Source organism: Paracoccus homiensis, assembly GCF_900111675.1.
In the GTDB taxonomy this organism is placed as follows: Bacteria; Pseudomonadota; Alphaproteobacteria; order Rhodobacterales; family Rhodobacteraceae; genus Paracoccus; species Paracoccus homiensis.
Genome location: NZ_FOHO01000002.1, coordinates 195,415 through 209,056, shown reverse-complemented (window position 1 = coordinate 209,056; position 13,642 = coordinate 195,415). Strand labels below are relative to the sequence as shown.

The window sequence follows — 13,642 nt, the reverse complement described above, 5'->3', positions numbered from 1 at the left end:
CTACTCCTTGAAATCCTCATAGGCGGTCAGGGCGCGGGCGCGACCGCTGGACAGGGAAATGGCCGGGCTGTGGTTGCGCCGCAGGTCGATCTTCCAGGACAGGGGCGCGGCGTCCTGAAACGCCTTGGCGCCCGCGCTGTCGGGTCTCAGCCAATGGTTGCGATACTGGGCGCGCGCGTCGAATTTTTCGGCCTGGGTATCTGGGTTGAACACCCGGAAATAGGGCGAGGCATCGGGCCCGCATCCGGCCACCCATTGCCAGTTCATCGCGTTCGAGGCCGCGTCCCAATCGGTCAGCGTGCGCGCGAACCAATCCAGCCCGACCCGCCAGTCGGTCAGCAGATGCTTGGTCAGATAGCTGCCCGCGATCATCCGCACGCGGTTATGCATCCGGCCGGTCACGAACAGCTCGCGCAGGCCGGCATCGACCATCGGCACCCCGGTCTGGGCGCGGCGCCAGCTTTCGGCGTCGTTATTGTCGCGTTTCCACGGGAATTCGTTCCATTCCTCGCGCCAGCAGGTCTGGTCCATCTGCGGGGCTTCGTGAAACAGCTCGCGCGCGAATTCGCGCCAGGCGATCTCGCGCAGGAAGTCCTCGGTGCCCTGCTTGCCGCGTTCGCGTGCGGCCATGCCGACCTGCCAGATGCGCCGCGCACTGATCTCACCCACGGCCAGCGCGTCCGACAGCGCCGAGGTGCCGCGCGCGCGCCAGGGCTGGTCGCGATGGGTTTTGTAATCGGTGACCGGATCGTCCAGGAACTCGTCCAGCCGGTCGCGGGTCTGATCCTCGCCCGCGTCGATATGGGCGGCCACGACATCCCAGCCGCGGCGCATGGCGGCCCGTGCCTCGGGCCAGTCGGTCCCGTCGCTTTCGGGCCAGTCCTCGGGCGCGGTCAGGCGGGGCGCGTCCAAGGGCGGTGCGATATCCACGCCCCGCAATGCCCGCCAGAAGGGCGTGAATACCTTGTAGATGCCCCCCTGCTGCGTCAGCACGGAACCGCGCGGCACCAGATCGGCCAGCGGATGCAGGTGCAGTTCGGCCCCGCCGCGTTCCGCCGCAGCCTTCAGCCCGTGATCGCTGGCGAAGGGAAAGCCCTCGGTCGTGTGGATCTGGGTCGCGCCGATTTCGCGGGCCACGTCTTCCAGCACCTTGGCAGGGTCGCCGCGACGCACGATCAGGCGGTTCTGGCGTTGATGCAGGCTGGCTTCCAGCCGGGGCAGGGACATGGCCTGACGTTGGGCGTTGGCGGGGTGGTTTGCGGCCTCGGCCGGATCAAGGATCACCAGCGGGATCACCGGGCCCGCCTTGGCCGCCGCGACCAGCGCGGGGTGATCGTCAAGGCGCAGAACGCGCCTGAACCAGCAGATGACCGTCATTCAATTCTCCTGTCCTTCACCGATAGACACGCGCGAGCCGCCGGAAAGTTTCGCCCAAGGCCGAATTTTCCACGCCTGTCCGACAGTTGCGCCATTGTGAGCCGGGGGCGCAATGCTATAGCCTTGTCGGGCATTCCCAATCGCAGGCCAGTGATTTGCCCCATTCCGACACAGAGCCCGGTTTCGTTTCACTGGTTTCGGCAGGGCCGGGCGATCCCGAATTGCTGACCCTGAAGGCCGCCAAGCGGCTGTCGCAGGCGCAGGTGGTGCTGTTCGATGATCTGGCGTCGGGGCCGGTTCTGGATCATGCCGATCCGCAGGCGCAGCTGATTTCGGTCGGCAAACGCGCCGGGCGTCCATCGGCGCGGCAGGAACATGTGAATGCGCTGTTGGTCGAACATGCGCGGGCCGGACGGCGCGTCGTGCGGCTGAAATCGGGCGATTCCGGCATCTTCGGGCGTCTGGAAGAAGAGCTGATCGCTCTGACCGAGGCAGGCATCCCGTTCGAGATCATTCCCGGCGTCACCTCGGCCAGCGCGGCGGCGGCGGCGGCGGGGATGCCGCTGACCCGGCGCCTGACCGCACGGCGGGTACAGTTCGTGACCGGCGCGGATGTGACCGGCCACCTGCCCGAAGACATCAACTGGGCCGCCGTGGCCGACCCTTCGGTGACGACCGTCGTGTTCATGGGGCAGCGCAGCTTTCCCAAGCTGGCGCAGGGTCTGTGCGACCATGGGCTGCCCGGCACCACCCCCGCCCTGTTCGCCGAGGCCGTGGGCCACCCGCATCAACGGCTGATCCGCACCACCGTCGATGAGCTGGCCGCGATGATGCAGCGGGCCGAGGTCATCCAGCCGGGGCTGATTCTGTACGGTCCGCTGGCATTTCACGGCGATCAAGCCCCCGATCGTCCCTGAATACGGCGCTTTAGCTAAAATACCCTGAAGAAGATTGGTGATCGGCCAGGGCGTAAAGGGGCATTTAAGGTTCCTGTCCTAGCTTTCCATGGTCGGCCGTTTGTGCCGCTTGGGTCAATTATGCTTACCTATCGTCACGTGGTTACCTATGGGGCCACGGATCAGATTTGGCTGTCGGCACTTTCCGACCTGCAGATCGCGTCGGTCGGCGGGCAGGATCTGCTGATTGCGGCCAATCTGTATTATGGCAAGGGGATCACAAGCTATCGCTTTGGCAGCGCCGATATCCCGCTGATCGCGGTCGATCAGCAGGCCTATCTTGCCGGCTTCGGCTATCTTGGCGCCCCCCGCCTGACGATGATCACGGTGAACGGCCAGTCGCATGTCTCCCTGACGCATCTGGGCGGGGCCGAGGGGCTGGGCCTGTCGCTGGACAGTGGCGGCGATCTGGGCGGTTTTGCGGGGCTGGTCGACGATCTGGGGGCCAAGTTGACTGCGCTGGGGCAGTTTCAGCTGGGGGCCAGCAGCTATCTGTTTTCGGCGACCAAGGGCAGTCTTGGCTTTGTCGTCGACAAGCTGCAAGGCGATGGCAGCCTGACCCGGATCACGCAGGTCCAGATCCCGGACAGCGGCTATCTGGCCGGTTCTTCCATCGACCGTATGGTCGAACTGGCGTCGGGCGGGCAGAAATTCCTGATCGCGGTGTCCAGCCTGGGTGATTTCGTCTCGACCCACCCGATCCTCGCGGGCGGCCAGATCGGCACCGGCACGTTGCATAGCGGGCTTCTGGGTGCAGGCTATGCGGTGCCCACGCAGGTCGCCGTGCTGGAAACCGGTGGGCGCAGCTTTGTCGTGCTGGGCGCCTCTGCGTCGTCCTCGCTGACGGTGTTTCATCTGATGCCGGACGGGCGGTTGCAGAATACCGACCATGTGATCGACGAACTGACCACCCGGTTTCAATCGATCACCGCGCTGGACGCGGTGACCGTCGCCGGGCGTGCCTATATCTTCGCGGGCGGGGTCGATGGCGGGATCAGCGTGTTCACCCTGCAGCCCGATGGCCGGCTGCTGCATCTGGATACGATCGTCGACACCAACGCCATGACCCTTTCGCGGATCGCGGATATCGAGGCGAAGGTGATCGGCGGCAAGATCGCGCTGTTCGTCGCGTCATCGTCCGAGGTGGGGATCACCCAGCTGTCCTTCGACCCCGGCAATGTCGGCACGACTGGCCTGGCCCCCATCGGCGCGCCGACCGGCAGCGCGGCGGATGATCTGCTGCTGGCGCAGTCGGGCACCTACTGGATGCATGGCGGCGATGGCGACGACATCCTGATCGCCACATCGGACTCTATCGCCATGTTCGGCGGGGCGGGCGCGGATGTTTTCGTGCCCGCCAATTTCGAAGGCCGCGTCGCCATCAAGGATTACGAGGTCGGCAAGGACCGCCTGGACCTGAGCCAGCTGGACATGATCCGCAGCATCTGGCAGCTGACCTTCGTGCCGCAAAGCTATGGCATCAAGATCTATTACCACAAGGCGGTCATCGACATCTTTACCAGCGATGGCCGCAGCCTGACCAAGGACGATTTCAGCAACGCGCTGTTCCCGATCACCCATTACGACCTGCCCGAGGTCGACCCCACCACCATCGGCGATGACGACCTGCCCTCGACCCAGGGCAAATTCCTGTTCGGCGGCGATGGTGATGACACGCTGATGGGGGGGGGCGGCTCGGATTCGATCACGGCCGGGGCGGGAAATGACATGATCTCGGCGATGGGCGGCGATGATACGGTTCGGGGCGAAGAGGGCGATGACCGCATCCGGGGACAGGATGGCGATGACTGGCTGTATGGCGAGGCCGGGATGGACAGCCTGTTCGGGGATGAGGGGAATGACCGCCTTTACGGCGGTGACGGCGTCGATCAGCTGTGGGGCGATGACGGCAATGACAGGCTGTATGGCGAGGCGGGTGACGACCGCCTGTGGGGCGGGCGCGGCAACGATTCGCTATGGGGCGGGCAGGGTCGCGATCTGCTTTATGGCGAGGATGGCGCCGATCGCCTTTTCGGATCGGATGGCAATGACACGCTGCATGGCGGCAATGGCAACGATTATCTGGATGGCGGGCCGGGCGATGACACGCTGTTCGGCAATTCCGGCAATGACCAGCTGATCGATTATCACGGCACTAACCGGCTTTACGGCGGCTTCGGGCACGACACGATCAGGTCGGGGGCGGGCGCGGATCACATCGACGGCGGCGGCGGCGATGACCGGATCTATGGCGGCGGCGGCTCTGATCGCATCATTGGCGGCGATGGCAATGACCATATCTGGGGGCAGGGTGGCAACGACCGGATCGAGGATTATTCCGGCAATAACCGCATTTACGGAAACGGGGGGCACGACCGCCTGTTCACCGGCGCGGGCCACGACCTGATCAATGCGGGCTGGGGCAACGACTATGTCGCGGCAGGGTCAGGGAATGATCGTCTTTTCGGCAATGCCGGGCATGACACCCTGAACGGCAATCAGGGCAATGACCAGCTGTCCGATCTAAGTGGAAACAATCGCCTGTTCGGCGGGTTTGGCCATGACACGCTGAAATCGGGGACCGGGAAGGACCTGCTCAGGGGCGGGCCGGGACATGATCGGCTGTATGCGGGTGCCGCCGCCGATAGCCTTTACGGCGAGGACGGCAACGATTTCCTTTGGGGCGAGGCGGGCGATGACCGCCTTTTCGGAGGCAACGGCAATGACCGGCTGTATGGCGGCGGCGGTCGCGACAGGCTTTCGGGCAATTTGGGCAACGACCTGCTGGTCGATTATAACCATGACAACTGGTTCGACGGCGGCTGGGGCGCGGATACGATCAAGGCGGGTGGCGGGCGCGATACGCTTCTTGGCAATCTTGGCAATGACCGCCTTTTCAGCGGCGGCGGCGCGGATCGCCTTGCGGGCGGCGGCGGCCATGACCGCCTGTATGGCGGCAACGGCAATGACACACTGTGGGGCAATCTGGGTGATGATCTTCTGCAGGGCGGCGGAGGGGCCGACCTGCTGATCGGTGGCGGTGGCAACGACACGCTGCATGGCGGGGCCGGACGGGATGTCTTTCGCTTTCAGCAGCAGTCCGACAGCCGCCGCTATGATGCAGACCTGATCCTGGACTTCACCCCCGGACAGGACCTGATCGATCTGACCGCTCTTGATCTGACCTTTCGCGGCCGCAACGGCTTTTCCGGGGCCGATCAGCTGCGCTGGCAATATGTCGGGCAGGAAACCCGCATCTTCATCGAATTGGACAATGACGGCGCTGCTGAAATGATGATCCGCCTGAACGAACGCCTTCACCTGGATGGCGAGGATTTCCTGCTCTGATCCTGCAGCCAAGCCGCCGCCCAGTCGGCCGCATCCGCGACCGTCTCATCCGGATCCCCGATCAGCCCCCGCGCAAGCGGCAGCAGCGATGCATCGCCCGAATTTCCGATCGCATACAGCACGTTGCGCACGAACCTATTGCGCCCGATCCGCTTGATCGGACTGCCGGAAAACCGCGCACGAAATCCCGCATCATCCAGAACCGCCAATTCGGCCAGCGGGGGGGCGTCGATGATCCCGCGATAGCGCATCTCGGACCCGGCCTGCGCGAATTTGTTCCAGGGACAGACCGCCAAACAATCGTCGCAGCCATAGATTCGGTTGCCCATCAGCGGCCGCAAATCGGGGTCGACGGGCCCGTGATGCTCGATCGTCAGATAGGAAATGCAGCGCCGCGCATCCAGCTGATAAGGCGCGGGAAACGCCTTGGTCGGGCAGATGTCCAGACAGGCGCGGCAGGACCCGCAATGGCTGACCTCGGGCGCATCGGCGGGCAGTGGCACCGTCGTGAAGATCGCGCCCAGAAAGAACCAGCTGCCCAGATCGCGCGCCAGAAGATTGGTGTGCTTACCCTGCCAGCCCAGACCCGCGGCCTCGGCCAGCGGCTTTTCCATCACCGGGGCGGTATCGACAAAGACCTTGATCTGATGCCCGGGATGTTGCTCCAGCAGCCATCGCCCGACGCGCTTCAGGCGCTTCTTGACCAGGTCGTGATAATCGCGCCCCTGCGCATAGACACTGACCGCCGCATGATCGCGCCGATCCAGAACCTCCAGCGGATCGCCCGCGGGCGTGTATAGCTCGGCCAACATGACGACCGCGCGCGCCTCGGGCCACAGTGCGGCGGGATCGGCCCGCCAATGCGTCCGCTCGGCCATCCACCCCATCTGGCCATGACGGCCCTGATCCAGAAAGTGCCGCAGCCTTTCGGGCAGCTCGGGCACCGCATCGGGCGCGGCCACGCGCATCTTCGCAAATCCAGCCTCCCGAGAGAACTCGGCAAGATCGGATTTTGCCTTGGTCCAAATATCCCGGGGGGAATCGCCGTCAGGCGATGGGGGGCAGCGCCCCCCCTCCTTATCCGAAGTCCAGTTCGGCATAATGCGGGGCCGGGTGGATGCCCGGAACCTGATCTGCCAGGACCGAGCGGAAGGCCGGACGCGACTTGATCGTCGCATACCAGTCGCGCACCGCCTCGGACCGGTCCCAATCCACGTCCGAAATATAGTCCAGGCAGGAAAAATGCGCAGCCGCCGTGAAATCGGCCAGCGAGATCGCGTTCCCCGCCAGCCAGCGTCGCGCCTCCAGCAACGTGGTCAGATAGTCGATATGTTCCTTGATCGCGCGCAGCCCGTCCTTGACGGCGCGGCTATCGGGATAGCCCGAGCGGGTGATCTTCTTCCACACCCGTTCGTTCATGATCGGCTGGGTCACCTCGCTGTTGAACTTGTCGTCGAACCACGCGCAAAGACGACGAACCTCGTGCCGGTCCAGCGGTTGACGCGGCATCAGCGCGGGATCGGCGACGACCTCGTCCAGATACTCGACGATGGCCTGACTTTCGGCCAGCATGTGGCCGCGATGGCGCAGCACCGGCAGCTTTCCCGCCGGGTTGCGCCGCTTCAGGTCGGGCGGGTTTTCCCAGTACTTCTCCTCGACCAGTTCGACCTCGATCTTCTTCTCGGCCAGGACCAGACGAACCTTGCGGCAAAAGGGCGACAGGGTCGAATGGTAAAGTCGGGTGGTCTGCGTATTTGTATTCATTGACTGCTCGAGACCCCTTCGTGTCTTAACCCGGCCTTGATAAGCCCGCGCCCCTTGCGTTTCAACCGCGCCGCCGGGGTCAGAAACAGCCGGCGCGTCCGTCGATGCGGATCGTGGCGGCACCATCGGCGATCATGCGCGACCGGGCCGAGGCGCGATGCGGGCTGCGGCTTTTGGGGGCGGGCAGGATCGCGGCCAGACGCGCGGCCTGAACCGGGCTCAGCCGGTCTGGCGTGGTGCCGTAATATTCCCGCGCCGCCGCCGCGACGCCAAAGATGCCGGGACCGAACTCGGCGACGTTCATATAGACTTCCAGGATCCGGCGCTTTGACCAGAACGCCTCGATCATCGGGGTATAGACCGTCTCCAGCGCCTTTCGTGGCCAGCTGCGCCCCTGCCACAGAAACACGTTCTTGGCGGTCTGCTGGGTGATGGTCGAGGCCCCGGCACTGGACCCCGATGCAACGACCTTGCGGATCTCGCGCATGTCGAAGCCCCAATGCAGGCAGAAATTGGCATCCTCGGCGGCGACCACCGAACGGCGCATGACCGGGGCGATATCCTCGATATCCGTCCATTCGCGGGGCTGGATCGGACGCTGTCGCGATTCCTGCACGATGGTCCAGGTCGTGGGTGGGTTGATCAGCGCATAGATCCCCACCAGCACCGCCATCAGCAACAGCCCGCGCAGCGCCAGCCAGCGCAGCCATGCCAAGACCCAGCGCAGGGGACGGATGCGGCGACGTCTGCGATCCGCGCCCGCATGTGGCTTTGCCGAAACGGCAGGGGGGCGAAGGATCATGCGCAGGACCATGCCAAGGGCTTTCTCATGCGGCTGGCCGTCTGGTCAAGCGCACAGCAGCGAGGCGTGAAACGAAAAACGCGGCCCCGTGAAGGGCCGCGTGATCCGGTCTGAAACGGCGGTGCCGCGTCACTCGGCCGGCATGGCCGAAGGTTCGTCCATGGCCGCGATCGGGTAGGGTAGATGCGGCAGCATTTCCTTGGGGCAGATCTGCAGGAAGTTCTGCTTTTCCTGGTCCCAGTTCTGCAGGATCTTTTCCGCCTTCTGCGACATGGTCTCTTTGGCGTGCTGTTCGATCAGACCCTTCAGCTCGGCTTCCCAATGGTCCTGCGTGACCGGGCACATCACCAGCGATTCCGGATTGACGTAATCGCGCGCAACGCCTTCGGGATCGTAAAGATAGGCCATGCCGCCGGTCATGCCCGCGCCAAAGTTCGCGCCGATGCGCCCAAGGATCACGGCCACGCCGCCGGTCATGTATTCACAACCGTTGCTGCCACAGCCCTCGATCACCACCTTCGCGCCACTGTTGCGGACGGCAAAACGCTCGCCCGCGCGACCGGCGGCGAACAGATAGCCGTTGGTCGCGCCGTACAGCACGGTGTTGCCGATGATGGTGTTGTCCTCGGCCTTCAGGGGGCTGGCCATCGGCGGACGGACGGTGATCATGCCGCCCGACAGGCCCTTGCCGACATAGTCGTTGGCATCGCCCGACACTTCCAGCTTCAGCCCCGGCGCGGCAAAGGCACCCAGCGCCTGTCCGGCGCTGCCGGTCAGCCGCACGGTCAGGTGATCGGGCTGCAGGTTGTTCCGCATGCCGAATTTCTGAACGATCATGCTGGATGTGCGCGTGCCGATGGTGCGCAGCGTGTTGCGGACCGCATAGGACAGCTGCATCTTTTCGCCATCGCTGAAGAATCGCTCGGCGTCGCGGATGATTTCCGCGTCCAGCGTGTCCATCACCGCATTGCGCGGCTTCGAACGGTCATAGACGATCTTGTCCCAGCCATCGACGGTGATCAGCAGCGGGTTCAGGTCCAGATCGTCCAGATGCGCGGCGCCACGGCTGACCTGGGTCAGCAGGTCGGCGCGGCCGATCACCTCGTCAAGGCTGCGCGCCCCGATCGAGGCCAGGATCTCGCGCACTTCCTGGGCATAGAAGGTGATCAGGTTCACGACCTTGTCGGCGCTGCCGGTGAACATCGCGCGCAGCTTTTCATCCTGCGTGCAGACGCCCACGGGGCAGGTGTTCGACTGACACTGGCGCACCATGATGCAGCCCATCGCGATAAGCGCGGCGGTGCCGATGCCGTATTCCTCGGCCCCCATCATCGCGGCCATGACGATGTCGCGACCGGTGCGCAGACCGCCATCGGTGCGCAACGTGACGCGTTCGCGCAGACGGTTCATCGCCAGAACCTGATGCGCCTCGGTCAGGCCCATTTCCCACGGCAGCCCCGCGAATTTCACCGATGTCGCGGGCGACGCGCCAGTGCCACCATTATGGCCCGAGATCAGGATCACGTCGGCCTTGGCCTTGGCCACACCCGCCGCGATCGTGCCGACGCCGCTGGATGCGACCAGCTTGACGGTGATCTTGGCGCGCGGGTTGATCTGCTTGAGGTCGTAGATCAGCTGCGCCAGATCCTCGATCGAGTAGATATCGTGGTGCGGCGGCGGCGAGATCAGCGTCACGCCCTGCGTCGAGTGGCGCAGGCGGGCGATCAGCTTGGTCACCTTCATGCCGGGCAGCTGGCCACCCTCGCCGGGCTTGGCGCCCTGCGCGACCTTGATTTCCAGTTCCTCGCAGGCGTTCAGATATTCGGCGGTGACGCCGAAACGACCCGATGCGACCTGCTTGATCTTGGCGCAGGGGTTGTCGCCATTGGGCAGCGGGTGGCTGTGGGCCGGATCTTCACCGCCCTCGCCGCTGTCGGATTTCGCGCCGATGCGGTTCATCGCGATGTTCAGCGTCATATGCGCCTCGGGCGACAGCGCCCCCAGCGACATGCCCGGCGTCACGAAACGCTTGCGGATCGAGGTGATCGATTCCACTTCCTCGATCGGCACCGGCTTGCCAAGCGGCTTGATGTCAAGAAGGTCGCGAATATGGATCGGCGGGTTCGCCCGCATGGTTTTCGAGAACTGCTTCCAGATGTCATAGCTTGCCTTGTCGCAAGCCATCTGCAGCAATTTCATCGTGTTGGCTTCCCAGGCGTGCTTTTCGCCCGAGCGGCGCAGCTTGTAGAACCCACCCACCGGCAGCAGATCGGCATTCTCGCCCGACCAGCCCTTGGCGTGGATGTCCTTCACCTTGTCCTGAAGCCCGTGCAGGCCGATGCCGCTGATGCGGCTGTGCATGCCGGGGAAATACTCGGCCACCATGGCGCGCGACAGGCCGACAGCCTCGAAGTTCAGGCCGCCCCGATACGAGGACAGGACCGAAATGCCCATCTTGGCCATGATCTTCAGCAGCCCGGCATCGATGGCATCGCGATAGCGGCGCATGTTTTCGATCAGGGTGCCGGTCAGCAGGCCGCGGTCGATGCGGTCCTGGATCGAATCCTGCGCCAGATAGGGGTTCACCGTCGTCGCACCGCTGCCGATCAGCACGGCAAAGTAATGCGGGTCGATGCATTCGGCGCTGCGCACATTGATCGAGCAGAAGGTCCGCAGGCCCTTGCGGGTCAGCCAGCTATGGACGGCGCTGGTGGCCAGGATCATCGGCATGCCGACGCGGTTGGTGCCCTGACCTTCGTCGGTCAGCACCAGATGACCCGCGCCCGAACGCACGGCATCCTCGGCTTCGGCGCGGATGCGGGCCAGACCCTCGGCCAGCGCCTCGGAGCCCGAATCGACGGCAAAGGTACAGTCGATGAAGGTGACGGAATCACCGAACATCTTGCACATCTCGCCATATTCGCCATTGGCGATGAACGGGCTTTCCAGGATCAGGATCTCGGTCTGGGCGCTGCTTTCGTCCAGCACGTTCTTGAGGTTGCCGAACCGCGTTTTCAGCGACATCACGCGGGTTTCGCGCAGGCTGTCGATCGGCGGGTTGGTCACCTGGCTGAAATTCTGGCGGAAGAAGTGGCTCATCGGGCGATACTGGTTCGACAGCACCGCCGGCGGCGTGTCGTCCCCCATCGAGGCGATGGCTTCCTTGCCATCCTCGGCCATTGGCGCAAGGACATGTTCCAGTTCTTCCAGCGTATAGCCCGCGGCGGTCTGTCGGCGGCGCAGTTCGTCGCCGCTGAACGTCGAGGTTTCGGGCAGATCGCGCATGATGTCGTTCAGGTCAGTGACCTTCTCGATCCATTCGCCAAAGGGCTGGCTGTCGGCCAGACGGTTCTTGATCTCGCTGTCGTGGTACAGCTTGCCGTCCCACATATCGACCGCGATCATCTGACCCGGCCCAAGCGCGCCCTTTTCGCGCACCGTGGATTCGTTGATCGGTACCATGCCCACCTCGGACCCCGCGATCAGCAGGTTGTCGCCGGTGACGACATAGCGCATCGGACGCAGGCCGTTGCGATCCAGTCCACCGCAGACCCAGCGACCGTCGGTCATGGCCAGCGCGGCGGGGCCGTCCCAGGGCTCCATCACGGCGTTGCAATAGGCGTACATGTCGGCCCATGCCTTGGGCATGTCGGTCGTGGCCTTGGACCAGCTTTCCGGGACCAGCATGGTCTTGGTCATCGGTGCGCTGCGCCCCGAGCGGACCAGAACCTCGAACACCGCATCCAGCGCCGCCGAGTCCGAGCTGCCGCCCGGCACGATCGGCTTGATGTCTTCGGCCATGTCGCCAAAGGCGTTGCTGGCCATGCGGATTTCATGGCTTTTCAGCCAGTTCAGGTTGCCCTTCAGCGTGTTGATTTCGCCGTTATGGGCCAGCATGCGGAACGGCTGGGCCAGCCACCATTGCGGGAAGGTGTTGGTCGAATAGCGCTGGTGATAGATGGCGAAGGCGGATTCGAAACGCTCGTCCTTCAGGTCGGGATAGAATTCGGCGACCTGTTCGGCCAGCATCATGCCCTTGTAGATGATGCTGCGGCAGGACAGCGAACAAAAATACAGCTGCGTGACCTGGGCCGCTGCGGCGGCTTTCTCGATCCGGCGGCGGATGATGTACAGTTCGCGTTCGAACTGGACCTGATCGATATCCTTTTCGCACCGGATCAGGATCTGTTCGATTTCCGGGCGGGTGGCATTGGCCTTGTCGCCCAGAACGGCGGTGTTCACCGGCACGTGACGCCAGCCATAGATATAGTGGCCCATGCGCAGAACTTCGGATTCCACGATGGTCCGGCAGGTTTCCTGCTGGGCGAAATTGGTGCGCGGCAGGAACACCTGACCGACCGCGATCAGCTTGTCCTTGTCGGGCTCGTGCCCGGTGCGGCGGATCTGGTCGTAGAAGAACGGAACCGGGATCTGCACATGGATGCCGGCGCCATCGCCGGTCTTGCCATCTGCGTCCACCGCACCTCGATGCCAGATCGCCTTCAGCGCGTCGATGCCGTTCTGCACGACCTGACGGCTGGGTTTGCCGTCCAGATCGACGACAAAGCCCACGCCGCACGAGGAATGTTCGTCATCATGCCGATACAGGCTGTTTTCGGCCATCCAGTCGCGGCGGGCCTGTTCCTGTGCTTGCCAATCCTTGCTCATAGCTGGGCCCTTTCAAGCTGAAGCTGCGTCATCAGCTGATCGCAGTCGAATTGTGGTGTCGTGTCGCCAAAGCCCTTTTCGCCGGGAAAGCTGAAAAGGACGGGGCTGTCATCGGTGTTCTTGCGGATGCCGGTCCAGTCGCTTTGACTTTCGACCCCGCCGTAAAAGCGCCGCATCGCGCGGCTGACGAATTGCTGACCGGTGCGGCGGATCAATTCTTCGCCGGCGTCGTCAAAGGTGGTCAGTTCGAACCGGGTTTCCTCCAGCTGGACCCCGTCGATATCGACGGTCTTGCCGGTCAGTTCGTCATGGCCGACATGGCGCAGACGCTCGCCCGTGTTGGACACGGTCCAGAAATCGAAATCGTCGCGCCCCTCGGCCATCAGCGTGGAAAAGCTGGCGTGATCGGGGGAATCCGAGACCAGCAGATCGCGCACGCCGGTATTGGGGTCTGTGCTTTCGATCCAGCGGGTCTCGCTGTCGATCAGCGACAGATGGGTCATGCCCTCACGGGTGAAGATGGCGCTGTGCTGGTGGCCCTTGGGGTCGATCTCGCAGCGGTAATATTGCGTGACCGAACAGCCGCGATTCTGGGCGGTCAGTTCCAGATTGCAGCCCTGCGGCGGCTTGAACGTTCCGGCCGAAAGCGGCAGCGCGATCAGCAGTGCCGCCGCTGCGGCAAGCAGCCCAAACGCCACGGGACGCGCATCCTGCCGGGGCAGGGCGC

The 13,642-nt window shown here is 64.1% G+C and carries 8 protein-coding genes; 2 read left to right on the top strand and 6 right to left on the bottom strand.

Going from position 1 to position 13,642, the window contains the following annotated elements; translation table 11 throughout:
* Nucleotides 1-1,377 (bottom strand): cryptochrome/photolyase family protein, encoded by a 1,377-nt coding sequence (locus BMX67_RS03315; protein WP_090732489.1) that lies wholly within the window; start codon nt 1,375-1,377, stop codon nt 1-3.
* A gap of 155 nt (nt 1,378-1,532) precedes the next feature.
* Between BMX67_RS03315 and cobA the strand changes: the two genes are divergently transcribed.
* Both cobA and BMX67_RS03305 read left to right on the top strand, forming a co-directional pair.
* A complete protein-coding gene (gene cobA / locus BMX67_RS03310; RefSeq protein ID WP_090732488.1) occupies nt 1,533-2,294 on the top strand; it encodes a uroporphyrinogen-III C-methyltransferase in 762 nt (253 codons plus the stop codon).
* A 120-nt stretch (nt 2,295-2,414) separates the two neighbouring features.
* On the top strand, nt 2,415-5,681 hold the full coding sequence (locus BMX67_RS03305) for a calcium-binding protein (RefSeq protein ID WP_090732487.1): 3,267 nt from the start codon (nt 2,415-2,417) through the stop codon (nt 5,679-5,681).
* Here BMX67_RS03305 and queG read toward each other — a convergent pair.
* The 5 genes from queG to BMX67_RS03280 form a co-directional block, all read right to left on the bottom strand.
* Nucleotides 5,651-6,709: a tRNA epoxyqueuosine(34) reductase QueG gene (queG, locus tag BMX67_RS03300; protein WP_281249133.1), complete on the bottom strand. Its 1,059-nt coding sequence runs from the start codon at nt 6,707-6,709 to the stop codon at nt 5,651-5,653. The genes BMX67_RS03305 and queG overlap by 31 nt on opposite strands.
* A gap of 49 nt (nt 6,710-6,758) precedes the next feature.
* On the bottom strand, nt 6,759-7,445 hold the full coding sequence (gene fzlA, locus BMX67_RS03295; protein WP_090732483.1) for an FtsZ-binding protein FzlA: 687 nt from the start codon (nt 7,443-7,445) through the stop codon (nt 6,759-6,761).
* Nucleotides 7,446-7,524: 79 nt separating this feature from the next.
* Nucleotides 7,525-8,247: a monofunctional biosynthetic peptidoglycan transglycosylase gene (gene mtgA, locus BMX67_RS03290; RefSeq protein WP_245739136.1), complete on the bottom strand. Its 723-nt coding sequence runs from the start codon at nt 8,245-8,247 to the stop codon at nt 7,525-7,527.
* Between the two features lie 129 nt (nt 8,248-8,376).
* On the bottom strand, nt 8,377-12,915 hold the full coding sequence (gene gltB, locus BMX67_RS03285) for a glutamate synthase large subunit (protein ID WP_090732481.1): 4,539 nt from the start codon (nt 12,913-12,915) through the stop codon (nt 8,377-8,379).
* Entirely contained in the window at nt 12,912-13,613 is a 702-nt protein-coding gene (locus tag BMX67_RS03280; RefSeq protein ID WP_090732480.1) for a hypothetical protein, read from the bottom strand. Before BMX67_RS03280 ends, gltB begins: the two co-directional genes overlap by 4 nt.
* Between the last annotated feature and the right edge of the window lie 29 nt (nt 13,614-13,642).

Excerpts from the sequence above, each read along its gene's own strand:
- fzlA (WP_090732483.1), bottom strand. The coding sequence starts at position 7,445 with ATGAATACAAATACGCAGACCACCCGACTTTACCATTCGACCCTGTCG.
- BMX67_RS03305 (WP_090732487.1), top strand. The coding sequence starts at position 2,415 with ATGCTTACCTATCGTCACGTGGTTACCTATGGGGCCACGGATCAGATT.
- gltB (WP_090732481.1), bottom strand. The coding sequence starts at position 12,915 with ATGAGCAAGGATTGGCAAGCACAGGAACAGGCCCGCCGCGACTGGATG.
- BMX67_RS03315 (WP_090732489.1), bottom strand. The coding sequence starts at position 1,377 with ATGACGGTCATCTGCTGGTTCAGGCGCGTTCTGCGCCTTGACGATCAC.
- mtgA (WP_245739136.1), bottom strand. The coding sequence starts at position 8,247 with ATGATCCTTCGCCCCCCTGCCGTTTCGGCAAAGCCACATGCGGGCGCG.